Genomic DNA, 20,690 nt, shown 5'->3' on the forward strand with positions numbered 1-20,690 from the left:
ATAGCGGGTCGCTTCGCTCGCACAGCCGAGCCCGCCAGCGCACCGCTTTTGCTTTTGCTTTTGCTTTTGCCTTCTTCTCTTGATCTTCCGTGGTGGAGGCCGCGGGAAACTGTCAGAGGCCGGGTGGGTAGGCGGGGCGGGCGTGTCCGCGGCATGGATGCCGCGGCCAAGCCCCCAAGGATGGGTTCACGGCGTCCCCCGACCCGTCTACCCTCCCGGCCAACCCCGGTAATCGAGCAACCCAGACCCCACCACGGAGGGGCTCCGCCGTTCGCCGATCCCCCGCCGCAGGCGCGCCTTCCGCGCAGGAAAAAAAAACAACCGACCTGTCGATTCCCTATCCCCCGGTTCGTCGTACCCATGAAGGGCGCGCAGAACGCCGCCCACGGGAGACCGACATGAAAGTCATGGTGATCGTCAAAGCCAACGCCGATTCCGAAGCCGGCCGCCTGCCCAGCGAAGCGGAACTGGCCGAAATGGGCGCCTACAACGAACAACTCGTCGCCGCCGCCTCGCAGGTCCAGGCCGGCCCCTTCGGCCCGCCCAGCGAGCAGATCGCCGGCTTCTGGTTGTGGAACGTGCGCTCGCTGGACGAGGCCATCGAATGGGCCAGCCGTGCCCCGTTCGGCGCTGGCGGCACCCTCGAGCTGCGTCAGCTGATCACCGCCGAGGATTTCGGTGAAGCCTTCACCCCCGAATTACAGCAGCAGGAACAGCGTCTGCGGGAACAGCTGGAAAACTGATCGATCTTCCCTGTCACATCCGCCGGTACGCCCCGGCGCGACCACCCAACGGAGCATTGCCATGAAACTGATTCCCTTCCTTGGCTTCAGCGGCCAAGCCCACGATGCGATGGTCTTCTATGCCAAGGCCCTCGGTGGCCAGGTCACCTCGGAGATGAAGTACCGCGACATGCCGCCGTCCGATGGTTCGCCGGGCTGCAATGAGATGCCTGCCGAAACCCTCGACCACGTGGCGCACAGCCAGCTGGAGATCGACGGCGCGATCCTGATGGCCGCCGATGGCCCGGGCGGGGGCGAGGGCGGCTCGACCACCATCAATGTCGACGTCGACAGCATCGAGGAAGCCGAGCGCGTGTTCGCCGCGCTGGCCGAAGGCGGCCAGGTGCAGATGCCGATCGCCGAAACGTTCTGGGCGCATCGCTGGGGCATGTTGATCGACCGCTTCGGCAAGCCGTGGATGGTCAACTGCATGAAGCAGCCCTGATCCGGCTCCAACACCCACCTCGCATCACACACAGGAAACGCAACGATGAGCGCACCGCAACCGCAGATGATCTTCGTCAACCTGCCCGTGCAGGACCTGCAACAGTCCAAGGACTTCTTCAGCGCGCTGGGCTACAGCTTCAATCCGGCCTACACCAATGAAGATGCCGCCTGCATGGTCATCAGCGAGAGCATCTTCGTGATGCTGCTGGTCAAGCCGTTCTTCCAGCAGTTCACCAACAAGAACATTGCCGATGCGCACGCGGAGACCGAGTTGATCACCTGCCTTTCCGCGGCCAGCCGCAAGGCGGTGGACGTGATGGTGGACAAGGCGGTGGCCGCAGGTGGCAGCGAACCGCAACCGGCCCGTGACTACGGCTTCATGTACCAGCGCGGCTTCCAGGACCTGGATGGCCACCTGTGGGAAATCGCGTATATGGATGGCGAGCCGGGCTGATGGCCGACGCCGTTTGCTGGCGCTTGTGCGGGCACGGCCTGCGTGCTGTGATCGGCGCATGACCGAGCCCGCCCTGAGCCAGCGACTGCAGAGCCTCTGGCGGATGGAATCGCCGGTGTTGATCGCGCGCCTGGCGCGGCTGCTCGGCGGTGATGTCGGCCGCGCCGAGGAGCTGGCCCAGGACACCTGGCTGGCCGCGCTGGAGCGCTGGCCGGCGCAGGGCATCCCGGACAACCCCGGAGCCTGGCTGATGACCACCGCGCGCAACCGTGCCATCGATGTGCTGCGCCAGCACCAGCGCGTGGCGCAGCAGCATGCGCAATGGGGCGAGGAACTGCACCCGGTGGCGCTGCCCGCACCCGATGACAGCCAGGCACTGGAAGACGACCTCGGCGATGATCTGCTGCGGCTGATGTTCGTAGCCTGCCATCCGGTGCTGCCGGCCGATGCACGGGTGGCGCTGACCCTGCGCCTGCTGGGCGGTCTGACCACCACCGAGATCGCCCGTGCCTTCCTGCAGCCGGAGCCGACCATCGCCCAGCGCATCGTGCGCGCCAAGCGCACCCTGGTGCAGAAGCAGGTGCCCTACGAGGTACCGCGTGCCGAGGCGCTGCCCGAGCGGCTGGCCTCGGTGCTGGAAGCGATCTACCTGGTCTTCAACGAGGGCTATGCGGCCAGTGCCGGCGATGACTGGATGCGGCCGGCCTTGTGCGAGGAAGCGTTGCGGCTGGCCCGCATCCTCGCCCATCGGCTGCCCGCGCCGCCGGTGCTGGGCCTGCTGGCGCTGATGGAACTGCAGGCCTCGCGCGCGGCGGCGCGCGTTGATGCGCAGGGCCAGCCGGTATTGCTGGACGTGCAGAACCGCGCGCGCTGGGACTGGCTGCAGATTGAACGCGGGCAACAAGCGCTGCAGCGTGCGCTGGATGCCGGCGGCGGCAAGGATGCCTACGTCCTGCAGGCACGTATCGCAGCCTGCCATGCCACCGCGCGCCGTGCCGAAGACACCGACTGGGCACGCATCGCCGCGCTGTATGCGCAGCTGCTACAGGTGATGCCCTCGCCGGTGGTGGCCCTGAACCGGGTGGTGGCGGTGTCGCGCAGTGACGGCGCGTTCGCGGCCTGGGGGTTGTTGCAGCCGTTGCTGGTCGATGCGCGGTTGCAGAGCTATGCCCCGTTGCAGGTGGTACGGGGCGAGCTGCTGCTGCTGCTGGGTCGGCGTGAGGATGCCGCCACCGCCTTCTGCGAGGCGGCCGCGCTCACCGGAAATGCCCGCGAGCGGTCGGTGCTGCTGGCCCGTGCTCAGCGATTGGGGTCAGGGCCCTTTTCATGACGCATTCGTGTTGAGTGCCGACCAACGGTCGGCACCCAGCGGCAGCCGCAGGGAATCTGTCGAAGGCGGTGCGGGTCCGGTTGCGGGGGTGTAAGCGCCATGGATGGCGCGCCAAAGCCTCCACGGGCGGATTCACGGCGTCCCCCGCAATCGGACCCACCCCGCCATCCCACGGAATGCGGGCTTTTGCTTTTGAAGTTGCCGGCCAGCGGCCAGCACTACCGCAGGTGCAGGGCGCAGCCCTGCCGAATCCCATTACACTCCGGAAGGATTTTCCTGCTGGAGAGAGCAATGAAACGAGCAGTACTGGGCATCCTGGCCCTGTCGGTGTCGAGCGCACTGATGGCCGCCACGCCGAAATTCGATGGCGCGCGGATCTCCGCCGACGTCAAGGAACTGGCCTCCGACGCCTACGAGGGCCGCTCACCGGCCACTGCCGGCGAAGAAAAGACCATTGCCTACCTCAGCAAGCAGTTTGCCGCCGCCGGCCTGCAGCCGGGTGGTGACCTGCAGGATGGCAAGCGCCTGTGGACCCAAGCCGTGCCGCTGCGCAAGGGCGACATCGTCGGTACCCCGCAGCTGGCCCTGCATCAGGGCGGCAAGACCCTCACCCTCGACCAGGGCAAGCAGATCGCCGTGCGCGCCGCCATGAATGGCGCCACCACCGTCGACATCAGCAAGGCCCCGCTGGTCTTCCTCGGCTATGGCGTGAAAGCGCCGGAGCGCAACTGGGACGACTTCAAGGGCGTCGACCTGAAGGGCAAGATCGCCGTCGTGCTGATCAACGACCCCGATTTCGAAACCGGCAAGGGTGACTTCGACGGCAAGGGCATGACCTGGTACGGGCGCTGGCCGTACAAGTATGAAGAAGGCGCACGCCAGGGCGCGCTCGGCGTGCTGATCGTGCACGAGACCGCACCGGCCTCGTACGGCTGGGCCACCGTGGCCGGCTCCAACACCAACACCATGTTCGACGTGGTGCGTGACAACCCCGCCGAGACCCACCCGCTGCTGGAAGGCTGGATCCAGCGCGACCTCGCCGTCGAGCTGTTCCGCGCCGCCGGGCAGGATTTCGAGGCGCTGAAGAAGAAGGCGCAGCAGCGCGACTTCACCCCGGTGCCGCTGACCGGCGCCAGCCTGGATGCGAAGTACGCGGTAAAGACCGAAGTGATCACCTCGCACAACGTGGCCGCACGCCTGGAAGGCAGCAGCCACCCGGACGAGACCATCATCTACAGCGCGCACTGGGACCACATCGGCGTGGGCGAGCCGGACGCGCGCGGCGACCGCATCTTCAACGGCGCGCTGGACAATGCCAGCGGCACCGCCTCGCTGATCGAACTGGCCCGCGGCTTCGCCAAGGGCCAGCGTCCGCAGCGCTCGCTGCTGTTCCTGGCGGTCACCGCCGAGGAAAAGGGCCTGCTGGGTTCGGAGTACTACGCCACCCACCCGCTGTACCCGCTGGAAACCACGGTGGCGGCGATCAACATGGACGGCATGTCGCCGTTCGGTCCGTCGCGTGACTTCGGCATCTACGGCACCGCGCGCTTCGAACTGCTGGACCAGCTGAAGGACGTCGCCAAGGGCTGGGACATCCGCTACACCCCGGACCCGAAGCCGGAAGCGGGCCTGTTCTTCCGCTCCGATCACTTCTCGTTCGCCAAGCGCGGCGTGCCGGCGCTGTCCTGGTCGGCCGGCCAGGACTGGGTGGAGGGTGGCGTTGCCGCCGGCAAGAAGGCCTCGGAGGATTACACCGCCAAGCGCTACCACCAGCAGGGCGACGAATGGCAGCCGGACTGGGTGTTTAACGGTGCCGCCCGCGACCTGGAAGTGCTTTACACGCTGGGCAACCAGCTGGCCAACTCGCGCAGCTGGCCGAACTGGAGCACCGACGAGTCGTTCCGCGCCGTGCGTGACAGCAGCGCCGCACAGCGCAACTAAGAAGCACCGGTAGCGCCGGGCCATGCCCGGCGTTCCCGTAACAGCTTCCATCCCCGGTTTCCGGGGCTTCGTCGCAGGCCGCTTGTTTGCCCGGTGGGCCGACCTATGCTCGGCTCACCCCCTTCCTCCAAGGCGCTGCCGTGATCGCCAGCCTCACTCTCATTCTCCGTCACCTGTTGGCCTGGGCCGTGGCACTGCTGGTGGCCGGCATGGTCTGGAGCGGTATCTTCAGCGGCATGAACGACGGCCCGGGCTGGATCTTCGGCCTGTTGGCGATGTTCCTGATGATCAGCGCGCTGGGCAGTGCCATCACCCATGTGCGCCGGGTGTGGCTGATCGCCGGTCGCCTTGATGGCAGCACCCTGTCCGGCCATCAGCGGCGCCAGATTGAAGTGCCACTGGATGCCGGCCCGGCCTTCGCCCTGGTCGAGGCCGCCGTGGCCGAACTGCCGCGGGTGGAAGACGTGGAAAGCGCTGCCGGCAGCCTGCAGGTGCGCGCCTATGTGCGCCGCGTCGATCCCTGGAATGGCCGCCAGCCCTCGCGCTGGAACCTGCCGGCGCGGCTGGCCATCAAGCGCAACAGCGTGCAGGCCACGGTCACCCCGGGGCAGGGCACCAGCACCGTCACCCTGCTGTTCGAGCCCGATGCCGGCTGGTGGGCCGACCTGCTGGCGCTGGATGAAGGCAGCAATTTCGAAAACGCCGAGGCCGTCACCCGCGCGATCACCCGCCGCGTGGCCGACCAGCGCCGCGACGAGCAGGCCGCGGCCGAGCAGACCCAGGTGGAAAAGGAACTGTCGGTGGCCCGCCTGAACCTGCTGCACGCGCAGGTGGAACCACACTTCCTCTACAACACCCTGGCCAACGCACAGGTGCTCACCCGCACCGATCCCGGCCGCGCCGAACAGATGCTCGGCCACCTCATCCAATACCTGCGCAGTTCGCTGCCGCAGGTGGACGAATCGGTGTCCACGCTGGGCGTGGAACTGGAGCGCACCCGCGCCTACCTGGAAATCCTGCGCATCCGCATGGGCGCGCGGCTGGCGGTGGAAGTGCAGGTGCCCAACGAGCTGCACGGCGTGCACATGCCCGCGATGGCCCTGCAGACGCTGGTGGAAAACGCGATCAAGCATGGCCTGGAACCCAAGCCCGGCGGCGGCACGATCTGGATCCTGGCGCGTGCGTTCGATGACCACGTGACGGTGACCGTGGCCGACGACGGCCTGGGCTTCGGCCAGGGCACCAGCGGCACCGGCATCGGCCTGAAGAACCTGCGCGAGCGCCTGCGCCTGACCTGCGGCGAGCAGGCCGGCGTGGCCATCGTCGCCAATTTCCCCAGCGGCGTCGCCGCTACCATGACCCTGCCGCAGCCGGCCAAGGAACGCAGCCATGCCGCTTGAAGCCCTGATCGCCGAGGACGAGGAACTGCTGCGGCAGTCGCTGGTGGAACAGCTGGGCCGGTTGTGGCCGGAACTGAAGCTGGTGGCCGAATGCGAAGATGGTGCCAGCGCGCTGGAACAGCTGGCCGAAAAGCAGCCGGACATCGCCTTCCTGGATATCCGCATGCCCGGCATCAGCGGCATCGAAGTGGCGCGCGCGCTGTCCGAACTGAGCCCGCGCACGCAGGTGGTGTTCGTCACCGCCTACGACCAGTACGCCATCGATGCGTTCGAGCAGGGCGCGATGGACTACCTGCTGAAGCCGGTCAGCGACGAGCGTCTGCTGGCCACCCGCGAGCGCATCCTTTCGCGGCTGCCCAACACGCGCCAGGACGATGCGGTGCTGGAACGCCTGCTGCAGCGCCTGGGTCCGTCACAGGGCGCGGGTGACCGCCCGCCACTGGCCTGGATCACCGCCAGCAACGGCCGCGACACCCAGCTGATCATGCTGGAGGACGTGGTCTATTTCCGCGCCGACAACAAGTACACGACCGTGGTCACCAGCGCCGGCGAAAGCCTGCTGCGCACGCCGCTGCGCGAACTGCTGGAGGTGCTCGACCCGCAGCACTTCCGCCAGGTGCATCGCTCGACCATCGTCAACATGAAGGCGGTGGCGGCGGTCAGCCGCGATGACACCGGCCGCGGCGTGCTGCGCCTGCGCCAGCGGCCGGAAACGCTGGTGGTCAGCCAGCCGTTCATGAGCCTGTTCCGCGGCATGTAGAAAGAACAATGCCACCGTGACAGTGCACGGTGGCATTGTGGCTCCCCCCGCTTCCCTGGACCTGTTGGCCAGCCTCAGTAGGCCGGCTGCAGGGTCAGATCGTGGTGGTGTTCGGTTTCGCCGACATGGTTGAGCCGGCCGACCAGTTCCGAGTGCTGCCGCATGCGCCCGATCTCGGTCATGATGCGGATGTCCTCGTGGCGCAGCTCGCGCCGGGTGGTGACGGCCTGCTTGTAGTCCAGCACTTCCGGGTAGTGCTCGGCCAGGTCCAGCGCTTCGGCCACGCACTCGACGCTGTCGGCCTTGGAAGTGATGCGGGCGCGGCTGTTGAATGCCTTCATCCAGCGCTCGAAACCGGCCTGCTGGTCGAACATGTTGGCCATGAACCAGATCACGAACAGGATCGACACCCACGAGCCGAACACCACGACCACGCGGGTAAAGGTGATGTGGTAATCGTCGCGCCAGAGGTAGTTGGCGATCAGGCCGAGGATGAGCAGGGATGCCGCCTGCCAGCCGATGATCGAGGCGATCAGCCATTGGCACTTGGCCTGCGCCAACACCGCTACTTCTTCGCGGATCTGCTGCTCGCTGAGGTTGCGCCAGTGCGCGACCTGTTTGTCGAACGGGCTGTGGTAGAGCTCGTTGTCGCGAAGCAGTAGTCCCAAACCCTTGAACAAAGCAATCATGGCTGGCTCCCTTGTGGAACGTGCGTCGATCAGCATTGGACGGTGTGGCGGGTTCAGTTCTAGCACTTCCAGCGGGCCGTGCAATGGGTGGAATGCCTAGCGCGGTAAGGGTTTTGTCTGAATGGGTGAAGGTTGATGCGGCGCAGCATCGCGCCGGTAGCCTGCGTCAAGATGTCGCAGGGTGAAATGTGCTGCGGCTGCACATGGAGCCGCGGCTGAGCCGACGGGCTCGCTGCATCGGCCCGTATCGCCCAGAATCGAGGCTGACCGCGCAGACCGCGGCCGATTCCGCCACCGCCTGGACCGAAGATGCCGCCGCTGCTGCACCGCCTTTCCCGCCCCGTCACCGCGCCGATCCGGCGCTGGGTGCTCGATGCCTTCCCGCGCGGCCAGAGCGGCATCGATTATGACCAGCCGCTGGGCGACCCCGGCTGGTTCGGGCCGGACAGCGTGACCTGGCGCATGCACGCCGAGCTGCCCTCGATGCTGGCCGGCGGCCTGTGTGCGCTGATGCTGCAGACCCTGCACCCGCGCGCGCTGGCCGGCGTGTACGACCACTCCAACTTCCGCCAGGACCTGGTCGGCCGCCTGCGCCGGACCACCGCGTTCGTCGCCGGCACCAGCTACGCGCCTGCTGGTGAGGTGGAAAAACTTGTGGCCAAGGTGCGCCGCATCCATGCGCAGATCCGCGGCCGCACCGCGCAGGGCGAAGACTACGCGGCTGACGACCCGCAGCTGCTGACGTGGGTGCACGTGACCGAGGCGTTCGGTTTCCTGCAGGGTTATCGCCGCTACGGGCGCGAGGTGCCGGTGAAGATTGCCGACCGCTACTACGACGAGTACCGCTGCGTGGCCGAAGCGCTGGGCGCGGTGGATGTGCCGCGCAGCGAAGCGGAGGTGGCCGCCTATTTCTGCGCGCGGCAGCCGGAGCTGCTGGCCGATGCACGGTCGCGCGAGGTGCTGGAGGTGTTGTCGGCGGTCAACCTGCCGGTGCCGATCCCGGGCCTGTCGCGCGCGGTGTTCCTCGGCGCCGGTGCCGCGCTGCTGCCCGACTGGGCCGAGGCGATGCTGGAACGCAGTGCCGGCCAGCGCACGCAGGCAGCCGCGTCGGCCAAGCTGATGCAGGGCATGGCACCGTTGTTCCGCCGCGCGTTGCCCGATGGCCTGGCCACGCGCGCCTGCGCACGCGTGGGTGTGCCGGTGGACGTGTTGCGCGAGTGGCCGGCGGTGGGTTGATCCATCGCGCACGCATGGCGTGGTTCTACGGATCCATGCCGCGCAGCAGTAGATCCACGCCATGCGTGGATGGCGGAAAGTGCCAACCAAGGTTGGCCTCTACCGGAGCAGGCTACGCCGCAGCATCCGCCCCAAAAAAACGGGCGCCTCTCGGCGCCCGTTCGCATCACATCACCACACCTTGACCCGCTTGTCCGGGGCCAGGTACAGCTTCTGGCCTTCCTTCACTTCAAACGCCGGGTACCAGGCGTCGATGTTGCGCACGGTCAGTGCACGGTACTGGCCCGGTGCGTGCACGTCGGTCAGCAGGCCGTTGCGCAGTGCCTGCTCGCGGCTCTTGCTGCGCCAAGCCTGGGCAAAGCCGAGGAAGAAGCGCTGGTCCGGCGTGAAGCCTTCCAGGGTCTGGCCCGGCTTGCCCTGCAGCGACAGCTGGTAGGCGTCGTAGGCGGTGCCCAGGCCGGCCACGTCGGCGATGTTCTCGCCCAGGGTCAGCTTGCCGTTGACGTGCACGCCGGGGAACGGCTCGTAGCTGCTGAACTGCGCAGCCAGTGCATCGCCGGCCGCGTTGAACTGCTTGAGGTCCTCGGCCGTCCACCAGTTGTGCAGCTTGCCGGTTTCATCGAACAGCGCGCCGGCATTGTCGAAGCCGTGGCTGATCTCGTGGCCGATCACCGCGCCGATCGCACCGTAGTTCACCGCGTCGTCGGCGGCGCCGTCGAAGAACGGCGGCTGCAGGATCGCGGCCGGGAACACCAGGCGGTTTTCCAGCGGCACGTTCATCGCGTTGATGGTCTGCGGCAGCATCGCCCACTCGTCGTGGTCGACCGGCTTGCCCAGCTTGGCCACGTTGCGCGCGTACTCGAACTGCTCCGCACGCTGCGCATTGCCCAGCGGATCGTCACGGCGGATCTCCAGGCCTGTGTAGTCGCGCCAGGTGTCCGGGTAGCCCATGCCCACGGTCAGGCCGGCGACCTTGGCCTTGGCGTGTGCCTTGGTCTGCGGTGACATCCAGGCCAGTGCGTCGATGCGCTTGGCGAAGGCGGCGATGATGTTCTTCGCCATCTCGTCCGCGCGTTCCTTGGTCTTGGCGTCGAAGTGTTTTTCCACGTAGCGCTTGCCGATGGCCTCACCCACGGCATGGTTGGCATCGTCCACCGCACGCTTCCAGCGGTCGCTCTGCTGCGGGGTGCCGCTCAGCGCGGTGCCGTGGAAGGCGAAGCGGGCGTCGGCGAACGTCTTCGGCAGGTAGGCCGCGGCGCGGTCCAGGGCGTGGAAGGTCATGTAGTCCTTCCACACGTCCAGCGGCTCGGTAGCCACCAGCCTGGACAGGCCGGCGACGGCCTTCGGCTGCCACACGATGAAGTCCTGCTGCTGGCCCAGCTTGGCGGCGTCCAGGAACGCCGCCCAGTCCATGCCCGGCGCCTTGGCGTTGAAGTCCGCCTGCGTCCACGGGTTGGCACCCAGGGTCACGTTGTTGGTTTCTTCCTGGCTGGCGTGGGCCTGGGCGATCTTGGTTTCCAGCGCGAGGATGCGCTGCGCCTTGCCCGCCGGGTCGGCCACGCCGGCCAGCTGCAGCACCTGCGCGATGTAGGCCTGGTACTGCTTGCGCAGCTCGGCCATGCGGCCATCACCCAGGTAGAAATCGCGGTCGGGCATGCCCAGGCCGCCCTGCACCAGGTACGGCGCGTTGCGGTCCGGCTGCAGCATGTCCACCGACACCCACAGGCCGAACAGGCGGTCGGTGTAGAAGTTGGTGGCGTTGAGCAGGTCGACGTCGGCGCGCATGTCGCCGCCCAGCGCACGTGCCAGGCCCGCCTTGTCGGCGATGCCGCCGATCGCGGCCAGCTGCGGCTGTACCGGGGCCAGACCGCGCTTCTCGATGCCGGCCTCGTCCATGAACGCGGCGTAATAGTCGCCGATCAGCTTGTCATCGCCGCTGGCCTGCGCATTGCCGGCCGCGCCTTCGAGGATCGCGCGGGTATCGGCCTGGGTCTTTTCGGCGATGACGTTGAAGCTGCCAAAGCGCGAACGGTCGGCCGGGATCTCGGTGTTCTTCACCCAGGTGCCGTTGGCGAAGCCGAAGAAGTCGTCGCCGGCGGCGATGCTGCGGTCCATGCCGCTGGCATCGAAGCCGAAGCTGCCCAGCATCGGCTTGGCCGGGGCAGGGGTGGCATCGGCCGGCGCGGCGGTGCCGGCGGCCGGTTCGGCCGGGCGGTCGCAGGCGGCCAGGGACAGGCTGGCGACGATGGCCAGCGCCAGGGTGGGACGGCGCAGCTTGGACATGGACTTCTCTTGCAGCGGGAAAACCCCAAGTCTAATCCCCTGCGCGTGTGCTGGACGCTCCGCCACGGGGGCCGCGCTGTGCGCGATCTGGCTGAACACGCGCCGACGATCTTCACGCCGTCATCGACGTGGTGCATGCTGCAGGCTAGATACCGGTGCAGCCATGGGGAAGGTGGCGCACCGGACAGACCCAGGCGTCAAGAATGCCGATCCGCGGCCGCTCTGGTCGGGGATGTGGAGGAATCGTTCGCGCATGAAGCCAGTCGTCTGCACAGGGAACATTGATCGATGCCAGCGCTGAGGCACGCGCTGGCCCGGCCGTTGCGCGCCATCACCTGGGGCGGCATTGCCGTGGGCGTGCTACTGGCCGTGGTGCTGGCGGTGATGCTGGCCAACGATTACCAGCGCCGGCTGGAAGCTGCGCAACGGCAGAGCCGTGCCATGGCAGTGGGCACCGAGCGGCTGCTGGCGATGGAACTGCGCAACCTGGAGCGGGCCATGAGCGGGATCGCCGCCGATGCCGCCGAACTGTTCCGCAGCGTGCCGGCGCAGGCCCCGGCGCTGCTGGATGCGGCCATCAGCGGGGTGCTCGGCCGCCATGCGGAACTGGACAGCATCGTCGTACTGGATGCCTATGGACGCGCATTGACCGCCGGCAAGGGTGATCTGAAGCTGCCGCTGTGGAGCGACCCGCAACGACGTGGGCAGGGCAGCGCGCTGTACCTCGGCCCGCCGCAGCAGGCCATCGATGGCCGCTGGGTGGTGCCCCTGGCGCTGCCGATGGCGGGCGACCGCTGGTTGCTGGCGCGCCTGCGCTGCGAGGAGTTGCAGCGCATTGTCAGTGGCCTGGACGTCGGCAACCACGGGCTGGTGTCGATCAGTGACCGTGATGGCGCCATGCTGGCCCGCGTTCCCGACCCGCAGGCGACGGTCGGGCGCCGCTACCGCTTGCCGGGTCGTGAGCTGCTGGGCCGCGCTGCGGTGGTCGAACTGGGCAGCATCCCCGGTGCGGTGGATGGCATTCCGCGCATTTCCACCATCAGCACGCTGGAACGCAGCCCGCTGGCGGTGCAGGTGGGCCTGGCCGACCAGGACGTGCTGGCGCCATGGTGGCCGTACCTGCAGGCCGCCGTTGCCATCCTGCTGGCCTACGCCGGCGTGCTGCTGGTGCTGTTGTACGCGGTGCGGCGCAGTACCCGCAGCCATCAGTCGATGGCCGAGGAACTGCGCACCGGCCACGCCGAGCTGGGCCTGGCCCACCAGGCCGGCCGGGTCTGCACCTGGCACGTGGATGAGGATGCGGCACAGCTGCATTGGTCGCCGTTGGCCCGCGAGATCTTCGGCCTGCACACCAATGCGATGCCGGTGGCCGAGTTCTTCAACCGCGTGCACCACGAGGACAGCGAACGCCTGCAGCGCGCCTTCAACCAGGCGTTTGCCGGCGATGAAGTGCTGGACGAAGAATTCCGCCTGGTGCTGCCCGGTGGCCAGGTGCGCTGGGTGGCCGCGCGCGGCCAGCGGGTGGAAGTGGCCGACCGCCAGCGCCGCATGATCGGCGCGCTGACCGACCAGACCGAGCGCTACCGTGCGCGCGAACAGATGAGTCGTGCAGAGCGCCGCTTCCGCCTGCTGTTCGACCGCAATCCGGCACCGTTCTGGGTGTTCGATCCGAGCAGCCTGCGTTTCCTTGAAGTCAACCAGGCGGCCGTCGAGCAGTACGGCTACAGCCGCGAAGAATTCCTGCAGATGAGCATCCTCGACATCCGTCCGCGTGGCGGCTGGGACGAGGTGATGGGGGCCATTGCACGGGCACGCGTGGATGGGCTGCCGGAGTCGACGGTACGCATGCACCGGCGCCGCGATGGCAGCGAGTTCGAGGTGCGTGCGCACCTGTCCATGCTGGATTTCGATGGCCGCGCCGCCTGCCTGGTGCTGGCCGAGGATGTCAGCGAGCGCTTGGCCTACGAGCGCGACCTGGCCTACCGCGCGCGGCACAACCCGGATACGGGCCTGCTGACCGTGCGCGCGCTGACCGAGCAGCTGGACGCACAGGAAGGCGCCTACACCATCGCCTACGTGCAGCTGCGCGGCCTGCAGCTGGTGGCCGATACGCTGGGCCGCGAGATCGGCGATGCGGTGCTGCAGTCGATGGCCCTGCGCCTGGACGGGTTGGGTGCGCGCTTCGGTACCCTGGCCTTCCAGCCGGCCGAGGACTTCGTGCTGGCCATCGGTGGCGAGCACACCGCGCAGCGTGCGCTGGATGACCTGCTGCAGATCGTCTCGGCGCCGATGCGCGGCAAGGATTCGCTGCACCAGTTCGAGCCGCGCATCGGCGTGGCCGTGCATGCAGTGGGCGATGGCCACAGTGCCGAGCAGGTGATCGGCATGGCCGCGCAGGCTGCGCATGCCGCGCGCGCCGAAGGCAACGTGGTGGCCTGGTTCGATACCGCGGTGACCACCCGCCTGGCCGACCGCCTGCGCCTGGCCGCGCGCATCCATGCCGCCATCGACAACGAATTCCAGCTGTATTTCCAGCCGATCCGCCATGCCAGCGATGGCAGCCCGGCGGCGCTGGAGGCGCTGCTGCGCTGGCCGCAGGCCGACGGCAGTTTCATTCCGCCCAGCGAGTTCATCCAGCTCTGCGAGGACACCGGGCTGATCCTGGCGCTGGGGCGCTGGGTGATCCGTGCCGCCGCACAGGCGCAGCGGCGGCTGGTGGATGCCGGCTGGGGCGAGCTGTCGATCGCGGTGAACGTGTCGGCGGTGCAGTTCTTCAACAGTGACCTGGTGGCCGAGTTCACCCGCGCACAGAAGGAGTTCGGCCTGGCCCGCGGCGCACTGCACGTGGAGCTGACCGAGAGCAGCCTGATGCGCAAGCCGACGCAGGCGATGCAGACCATGCAGCGCCTGCACGAGCAGGGCATCTGCGTGTCGCTGGATGATTTCGGCACCGGCTATTCCAGCATGTCCTACCTGCAGCACCTGCCGCTGGACATCCTGAAGATCGACCGCAGCTTCGTGGCGGATGTGGAAACCAATCCGCGCAACGCCTCGATCTGCCGCGCACTGCTGTCGCTGGGCCACAGCATGGGGTTGACCATCATCGCCGAGGGCGTGGAAACACCGGGCCAGCTGAACTGGCTGGCCGCGCATGGCTGCGACCAGGTGCAGGGCTACCTGCTGGGGCGGCCGGCGCCGCTGGAAAAGATCATCGATTCGCTGGATGAAGTGGTGGTGTGAGCGGGAAGATCCGCCGGGCATGGCTGCCCGCCGGGTAGCGCCGGGCCATGCCCGGCGAGCGCGAAGCGCGGGCGTCACACCCCCGCATCCACCAGGTAGTCAATGAAGCTGCGCACCTTCGGTGCCAGGTGGCTGCGGCTGGTGTAGACGGCGAAGATGCCGATCGTGGGCACGTCCCATTCCGGCAGCACGCGCACCAGGCGGCCATCGGCGAGTGCGTCCTCCAGCAGGAAATCCGGCTGCAGGATCACGCCCATGCCGGCGATGGCCGCTTCGCGCAGCACGTCGCCGTTGTTGGCCTGCAGGATGCTGTTCACCGTCACCCGGGTTTCGCCCCCTGGCCCCTGCAGTGGCCACTGGTTGCCCGAGGCCCAGTAGCTGTAGCCGAGGCAGTCGTGCTGTTCCAGCTCCTGCGGCGTGTGCGGCGTGCCGCGCGCGGCCAGGTAGGACGGCGCAGCGCACAGGGTGATGCGGGCCTGGCCCAGCCGCCGTGCGATCAGCGCCGGGCTCGGTTCGCGGGTGATGCGGATGGCCACGTCGTAGCCTTCTTCGACCATGTCCACCAGCCGGTCGGACAGGGCCAGGTCCAGTTCCACCTGCGGGTAGCGCTGGCGGTAGCCGGCCAGCAGCGGGCCGAGGCGGGCGATGCCCCAGCTGACTGGTGCATTGATGCGCAGCGTGCCCGAGGGCTCCAGCGCCTGCGCGCCGATGCTGGCTTCCAGTGCGTCGAACTCGGCCAGCAGGCGCACGCACTGCGCGTAGTAGGCCGCGCCGGCGCTGGTCGGGCTGACCCGCCGCGTGGTGCGGTGAAGCAGACGGGTGGACAGGCGTTTTTCCAGCGATGCGACCTGCCGGGTCACCCCGGCCGTGGACATGTCCAGCGCCTGCGCGGCGGCACTGAAGCCGTTGCGCTCAACCACCGCGACGAACACACGCATGGCGTCCAGGGTGTCCATTATTCCGCCTTATGCAACAAATACGGTCAGATCATCGTATTTATCGGCTCTGGTGAGCGCAATAAGCTGTGCCCACTCCTTCCGAGGTGCCTGCCATGTCTACCACGTCCCGTCCGCTGTCACCGCTCGCCCCCTACGCCGGCACCCTGCTGCGGCTGGCGCTGGGCGGCCTGTTCCTGGCCCATGGCCTGACCAAGCTGCTGGTGTTCACCCCGGCCGGCACCGCGGCCTATTTCCAGTCGCTGGGCCTGCCCGGTGTACTGGGGTATTTCACGATCGTTGCCGAGCTCGGCATCGCCGCCGCCCTGCTGCTGGGCGTCTATGCGCGCTGGATCGGCCTGCTCGGCGTGCCGCTGCTGCTGGGCACCATCGTCACCGTGCACGGCGCCAACGGTTTCAGCTTCGCCAACAGTGGCGGCGGCTGGGAATACCCGGCGTTGTGGGCCGTGGCCCTGGTCGTGCTGTTCCTGCTGGGCGATGGCCGCTGGACCCTGCGTTCGCGCTGATCGCCCCCTGAAAGAATTCCTGGAGGTTCCCATGTCCCGCCTGCCTTCGCTGTACATCTCCCATGGTTCGCCGATGACCGCCCTGCATCCGGGCCAGGTCGGCGTGCGACTGGCCGAGCTGGCCCGCGACCTGCCGACGCCGCGCGCGATCGTCATCGCCTCGGCGCACTGGCTCGCCCGCCAGCCGCTGGTCGGCACGCACCCGCAGCCGCCGACGATCCATGATTTCGGTGGTTTCCCGCGCGCGCTGTTCGAACTGCAGTACCCGGCCCCGGGCGACCCGGCGCTGGCCGAAGAAGTCGCCGGACGCATCGCCGCCGCCGGCCTGCCGGTGGCCATCGACCCGAAGCGCGGCCTCGACCACGGTGCCTGGGTGCCGCTGCGCATGCTGCGCCCGCAGGCCGACATTCCGGTGGTGCCGGTATCGATCCAGCCGATGCTGGGCCCGCAGCACCAGTACGCGCTGGGCCGCGCGCTGGCGCCGCTGCGCGAGCAGGGCGTGCTGCTGATCGGTTCGGGCAGCATCACCCACAACCTGCACGACTGGCGCGATTACCAGGACGGCAAGGAAGCGCCGTACGTGCGCCCCTTCATCGAATGGGTGGAGCAGCGCTTGGCCGCCAACGACCGCGATGCGCTGTTCGACTACCGCCGCCAGGCACCGTTTGCCGAGCGCGCGCATCCCACCGATGAGCACCTGCTGCCGCTGTACTTCGCGATGGGCGCGGCGGGCGAGGGCGGCTTCGGTGCGCAGCGCATCGATGCGGGCATCGACGGCGGCATGCTGGCGATGGATATCTACCGCTTCGATGGCAGCGCTGCGGCGGTGGCCGCATGAGCGCGGAGCTGCCGATGCTGGAGCGCCCGGCGCAGGGCACCGCGCAGGGCCTGGTGGTACTGCTGCATGGCGTGGGCAGCAACGAGCAGTCGCTGGCCGGCCTGGCCCAAGCCCTCGACCCGCGCCTGCACGTGCTGCTGCCGCGCGGGCCGCTGGTGTTCGGGCCGCAGGCGTTCGGCTGGTTCACCGTGCGCTTCGGCGCGCAGGGGCCGGTCATCGACCCGGCGCAGGCCGAACAGTCGCGCCTGCTGCTGGGCGAGTGGCTGGCGGCGCAGCAGCAGCGGCTGGGCGTGGACGCGCGGCAGACCGTGCTGGCCGGCTTCAGCCAGGGCGGCATCATGAGTGCCAGCGTAGCCCTGACCCAGCCGCAGCGGGTGAAGTCGTTCGGCGTGCTGTGCGGGCGCATCCTGCCGGAGATCGCCCCGCACGTGCCGGCCGATATCGCCGATGCCGGGCTGGACGGCCTGCTGGTGCACGGCCATGCCGACGACAAGCTGCCGTACACGCTGGCCGAATCCGCGGCTGCGCGCCTGCAGGCGCTCGGCGTGGCCCGCCAGCTGCGTGGCTACCCGGTTGGCCACACGCTGTCGGCGGACATGCAGCGGGACATCAGCGGCTGGATCCAGCAGCGTTTGCTGTCGCCACGATGACGGCAGCACGCACGCCGATCAGGGGCAACGATAGACGTTGCCACTGAGGGTAACGTTGGTCTGGGCCTGGCCGCCGCCTTGCCTGCCCGTAACGCCGGCGCGATTGGTCAGCAGGTAGATCACGTTGCCACCGCGTGCAGCCGCCTGATTCTTCAGGTCATTGCGCGCGCCCGACTCCAGGTTCTTGTTCGACGTGTAGCTGCCAGTGAGGAAGTTGCCCTGGCTGCCGGTGATATCACCAAGGAACTGACAACCCTTGGGTTCTTCGTGGGTCAGCCGGACCAGGGTGGCGTCACCGTGCAGACGCGTAGAGGCGCAGCCGGACAGCAGAAGCGCGAGGGCGGCAAGGACGGCAAGTCGATGATGCATGGCGTTGGTTCACGGAGGAAGTGATGTGGAGAGCCCTTACGATAGGGCGACTGCGCAGCGTGGTCTGGTGGCATTGCCGACACACAACGGCGCGTTGCGCCTTGTGCACACCTGCATTCAGGCCGGAGCGGGGGCGGGCGCCCGTTCCGCGAAGCCTGAACACGGGTGTGCTACGTTTCCATACCGACGCTGCAGTTCCTGTCCAAGCCCCATGCACACCATCGAAGTCGTCCTGGCGATGCTGGTAGCCGTTGTCGCCAGCGGTTACCTGGTTCGCGTCCTGCCATTCTCGTTGCCCCTGCCGCTGGTGCAGATCGCGCTGGGCGCGGTCATCGCCGGCGTGTTCAACCGCGGCCATGCGCTGGAACCGGAAGTGTTCTTTCTGCTGTTCCTGCCGCCGCTGCTGTTCCTTGATGGCTGGCGCATTCCCAAACAGGGCCTGTTCCGCGATAAAGGCGCGATCCTCGAACTGGCGTTCGGCCTGGTGGTGTTCACCGTCCTCGGCGCCGGCCTGCTGATCCACTGGATGATTCCGGTGATGCCGTTGGCGGTGTGCTTCGCGCTGGCCGCCATCGTCTCGCCCACCGACCCGGTGGCCGTCGGTGCGATCGCCGCCAAGGCGCCCATTCCCAAGCGCCTGATGCACATCCTGGAAGGCGAATCGCTGCTCAATGATGCGTCCGGCCTGGTCTGCTTCCGCTTCGCTGTGGCTGCGGTGATGACCGGCAGCTTCTCGCTGGCCACCGCGTCGCTGACCTTCCTGTGGGTGGCCGTGGCCGGCCTGGCGGTGGGTGTGGCGGTCACCCTGGGCGTGTCCACGTTCCAGCGCTGGCTGTGGCGCCGCTTCGGCGAAGAGCCCGGCGCGGCGATGCTGGTCAACCTGCTGATCCCCTTCGCGGCCTATCTGCTGGCCGAAGAAATCCACGCCTCGGGCATCCTCGCCGCGGTCGCCGCCGGCATCGCGATGAGCTATGTCGAGCTGACCGGCCGCGTGTCGGGCAGCATGCGCGTGCAGCGTGCGGGCGTCTGGAACATGCTGCAGTTCAGCTTCAACGGCATCATGTTCGTGCTGCTGGGCGAGCAGCTGCCGGGCATCGTCGAGCGCGCCACCACCACCATGAACGAGACCGGCCACCAGAGCGCCTGGTGGCTGCTGGTGTACGTGCTGGTCATCAATGCCGCGCTGATCGCGCTGCGCCTGCTGTGGGTGTGGCTGTCGCTGCGCTGGAACCTGCTGCGCGCGCGCCGCCGTGGCCTGGAGCGGGGCGAGGCGCCGAACTGGCGCATCGTGGTGGCGACCTCGGTGGCCGGCGTGCGCGGTGCGATCACCCTGGCCGGCGTGCTGACGCTGCCGCTGTTCCTGCCTGATGGCAGCGCCTTCCCGGCGCGTGACCTGGTGATCTTCCTGGCCGCGGCGGTCATCCTGTTCTCGCTGGTCGGCGCCAGCGTGGCGCTGCCGCAGCTGCTGAAAGGCCTGCAGCTGCCGGCCGATTCGGGCGAACGCAAGGAAGAGGACCTGGCCCGCAAGCTGTCCTCCAAGGCCGCCCTGGCCGGGGTGGAGCGCATGCGCCAGCAGCTGGTGATGAACCAGAACACCGAGAACGTGCAGCTGTACAACGACGCGGCCTCGCGGGTCAGCCTGCTGTACCAGCGCCATCTGGAAAAGGACAGCGACGGCCCCGACGTGGACCCGGAGAAGGTGAACCGGATGGAGCAGGGCTACCGCCAGCTGCGCAGTGCCGGCCTGAACGCCGAGCGCGAGGAGCTGTTCCGCCTGACCCGGCGCGGGGTGATCTCCGACGAGATCTCGCGGCGGCTGATCCGCAACCTGGACCTGCTGGAATCGCGCAAGCGCGATTGACCCTGGAATGTAGAGCCGAGCCCATGCTCGGCTCTACAACAGCGGCTTATTCCGGCTTCTGGTCCAGGAAGTATGCCTCGACCTTGCCATTGACCTTCATGGTCATCGGGTTGCCGCGGCGGTCGCGGGCCTTGCCGGCCTGGACGCGGATCCAGCCTTCGCTGATCGAGTATTCCTCGACGTTGTCGCGCTCGATGTCGTTGAAACGCACGCCAACGCCGCGCTCCAGCGCCTTGGCATCATGGAAGGGGCTGGCCGGGTTGATCGCCAGGTGGTCGGGAGGGGTATCGCTCATCGCTTCATTCACAGTGACGGCCACCAAGGCCGGCTTCAGCGGCACAGGATAAACCGTAGAATGCCGGCCTGCCCCAAGGAGTGCGCGCCATGCCCGACAACAGCGATTATTTCGACTTCGAAGAAGACGCCCACGATTTCGACGAAGACGACTTCGAGGCGCGGGTCTGGAACCTGCTGGTCCTGATCAATCCGGGCGACGATGAGTTGGCGCTGCAGCAGTTCAACCGCTGGCGCGAGCATCTGGCCGAGGACGGGCAGCCGCTGGAAGCGGACAGCGCCTGGGTGCCGGCGCTGTTCACGGCCATCGCCTGGCAGTCGGGCTTCGAGGTGGAGCGTGATGACCTGGAATCGCTGCAGTCGGCGGTGAACGAGCTGTCGGCACGCTTCAACCTGCAGCTGGACTGGGGTGGCGACCTCGATGACGAGGATTTCGCTGCCGACCTGGACGGCGTGCAGCTGATGTCCACCGCCTTCGACCGCCTGCGCGAGCACAACTACACGCTGTGGAGCGTGGATGCTGGCAGCGACGGCTTCACCGGCTGGATGGCGCTGACCCGCGACGACGACGCGCTGCTGGCGCTGTGCTCGCTGCTGAACCTGGAAGTGCGGCTGGGCAGCGACCCGTTCTGATCGGTAGCGCCGGGCCATTCC

At 68.0% G+C, this 20,690-nt stretch carries 19 protein-coding genes; 14 read left to right on the forward strand and 5 right to left on the reverse strand.

Annotated elements, in window-relative coordinates:
• Window positions 1–398: 398 nt before the first annotated feature.
• The 7 genes from DCO49_RS14335 (at window position 399) to DCO49_RS14365 (ending at window position 7,114) form a co-directional block, all read left to right on the forward strand.
• A complete protein-coding gene (locus DCO49_RS14335) occupies window positions 399–743 on the forward strand; it encodes a YciI family protein (RefSeq protein ID WP_116864607.1) in 345 nt (114 codons plus the stop codon).
• 61 nt (window positions 744–804) lie between these two features.
• Window positions 805–1,227, forward strand: a complete 423-nt coding sequence (locus DCO49_RS14340; RefSeq protein ID WP_116864608.1) for a VOC family protein — start codon at window positions 805–807, stop codon at window positions 1,225–1,227.
• Between the two features lie 45 nt (window positions 1,228–1,272).
• Window positions 1,273–1,683: a VOC family protein gene (locus DCO49_RS14345; RefSeq protein ID WP_116864609.1), complete on the forward strand. Its 411-nt coding sequence runs from the start codon at window positions 1,273–1,275 to the stop codon at window positions 1,681–1,683.
• Between the two features lie 58 nt (window positions 1,684–1,741).
• Window positions 1,742–3,013 (forward strand): sigma-70 family RNA polymerase sigma factor, encoded by a 1,272-nt coding sequence (locus tag DCO49_RS14350; protein WP_116864610.1) that lies wholly within the window; start codon window positions 1,742–1,744, stop codon window positions 3,011–3,013.
• A 291-nt stretch (window positions 3,014–3,304) separates the two neighbouring features.
• Window positions 3,305–4,954, forward strand: coding sequence for a M28 family metallopeptidase (locus DCO49_RS14355; protein ID WP_116864611.1), 1,650 nt, complete (start codon window positions 3,305–3,307; stop codon window positions 4,952–4,954).
• Window positions 4,955–5,094: 140 nt separating this feature from the next.
• Window positions 5,095–6,354 (forward strand): histidine kinase, encoded by a 1,260-nt coding sequence (locus tag DCO49_RS14360; protein ID WP_108767582.1) that lies wholly within the window; start codon window positions 5,095–5,097, stop codon window positions 6,352–6,354.
• Window positions 6,344–7,114: a LytTR family DNA-binding domain-containing protein gene (locus tag DCO49_RS14365; protein WP_108767583.1), complete on the forward strand. Its 771-nt coding sequence runs from the start codon at window positions 6,344–6,346 to the stop codon at window positions 7,112–7,114. The genes DCO49_RS14360 and DCO49_RS14365 overlap by 11 nt, the downstream gene beginning before the upstream one ends.
• 74 nt (window positions 7,115–7,188) lie before the next feature.
• On the opposite strand, the gene DCO49_RS14370 is transcribed toward DCO49_RS14365, so the two are convergent.
• Window positions 7,189–7,803, reverse strand: coding sequence for a hypothetical protein (locus DCO49_RS14370; protein ID WP_108767584.1), 615 nt, complete (start codon window positions 7,801–7,803; stop codon window positions 7,189–7,191).
• Window positions 7,804–8,112: 309 nt separating this feature from the next.
• Between DCO49_RS14370 and DCO49_RS14375 the strand changes: the two genes are divergently transcribed.
• Window positions 8,113–9,039 (forward strand): oxygenase MpaB family protein, encoded by a 927-nt coding sequence (locus tag DCO49_RS14375; RefSeq protein ID WP_116864612.1) that lies wholly within the window; start codon window positions 8,113–8,115, stop codon window positions 9,037–9,039.
• A 171-nt stretch (window positions 9,040–9,210) separates the two neighbouring features.
• On the opposite strand, the gene DCO49_RS14380 is transcribed toward DCO49_RS14375, so the two are convergent.
• Entirely contained in the window at window positions 9,211–11,322 is a 2,112-nt protein-coding gene (locus tag DCO49_RS14380; protein WP_116864613.1) for a M13 family metallopeptidase, read from the reverse strand.
• A gap of 288 nt (window positions 11,323–11,610) precedes the next feature.
• Here DCO49_RS14380 and DCO49_RS14385 point away from each other — a divergent pair, with 288 nt between their 5' ends.
• Window positions 11,611–14,562 (forward strand): EAL domain-containing protein, encoded by a 2,952-nt coding sequence (locus DCO49_RS14385; RefSeq protein WP_116864614.1) that lies wholly within the window; start codon window positions 11,611–11,613, stop codon window positions 14,560–14,562.
• A gap of 74 nt (window positions 14,563–14,636) precedes the next feature.
• On the opposite strand, the gene DCO49_RS14390 is transcribed toward DCO49_RS14385, so the two are convergent.
• A complete protein-coding gene (locus DCO49_RS14390; RefSeq protein ID WP_116864615.1) occupies window positions 14,637–15,518 on the reverse strand; it encodes a LysR family transcriptional regulator in 882 nt (293 codons plus the stop codon).
• Between the two features lie 95 nt (window positions 15,519–15,613).
• Between DCO49_RS14390 and DCO49_RS14395 the strand changes: the two genes are divergently transcribed.
• The 3 genes from DCO49_RS14395 to DCO49_RS14405 are packed head-to-tail and all read left to right on the forward strand — an operon-like array spanning window position 15,614 to window position 17,512.
• Complete coding sequence (locus DCO49_RS14395) at window positions 15,614–16,024, forward strand: DoxX family protein (protein WP_116864616.1); 411 nt, start codon at window positions 15,614–15,616, stop codon at window positions 16,022–16,024.
• Between the two features lie 31 nt (window positions 16,025–16,055).
• Entirely contained in the window at window positions 16,056–16,862 is an 807-nt protein-coding gene (locus DCO49_RS14400; RefSeq protein WP_116864617.1) for a class III extradiol ring-cleavage dioxygenase, read from the forward strand.
• Entirely contained in the window at window positions 16,859–17,512 is a 654-nt protein-coding gene (locus DCO49_RS14405; protein ID WP_116864618.1) for a phospholipase, read from the forward strand. The genes DCO49_RS14400 and DCO49_RS14405 overlap by 4 nt, the downstream gene beginning before the upstream one ends.
• Window positions 17,513–17,530: 18 nt before the next feature.
• On the opposite strand, the gene DCO49_RS14410 is transcribed toward DCO49_RS14405, so the two are convergent.
• Window positions 17,531–17,881: a DUF4156 domain-containing protein gene (locus tag DCO49_RS14410; RefSeq protein ID WP_116864619.1), complete on the reverse strand. Its 351-nt coding sequence runs from the start codon at window positions 17,879–17,881 to the stop codon at window positions 17,531–17,533.
• 211 nt (window positions 17,882–18,092) lie between these two features.
• On the opposite strand from DCO49_RS14410, the gene DCO49_RS14415 reads away from it, so the two are divergent.
• Window positions 18,093–19,742, forward strand: coding sequence for a Na+/H+ antiporter (locus tag DCO49_RS14415; protein WP_116864620.1), 1,650 nt, complete (start codon window positions 18,093–18,095; stop codon window positions 19,740–19,742).
• Between the two features lie 46 nt (window positions 19,743–19,788).
• Here the strand turns inward: DCO49_RS14415 and DCO49_RS14420 are convergent, their stop codons facing one another.
• Window positions 19,789–20,037: a DUF3297 family protein gene (locus DCO49_RS14420; RefSeq protein ID WP_108767593.1), complete on the reverse strand. Its 249-nt coding sequence runs from the start codon at window positions 20,035–20,037 to the stop codon at window positions 19,789–19,791.
• A gap of 89 nt (window positions 20,038–20,126) precedes the next feature.
• Between DCO49_RS14420 and DCO49_RS14425 the strand changes: the two genes are divergently transcribed.
• Window positions 20,127–20,669 carry a hypothetical protein gene (locus tag DCO49_RS14425; protein WP_116864621.1) on the forward strand — a complete coding sequence of 181 codons (543 nt, stop codon included), beginning with the start codon at window positions 20,127–20,129 and terminating at the stop codon, window positions 20,667–20,669.
• Window positions 20,670–20,690: the final 21 nt, after the last annotated feature.

The organism is Stenotrophomonas sp. SPM (assembly GCF_003105135.1).
Taxonomy (GTDB): Bacteria; Pseudomonadota; Gammaproteobacteria; order Xanthomonadales; family Xanthomonadaceae; genus Stenotrophomonas.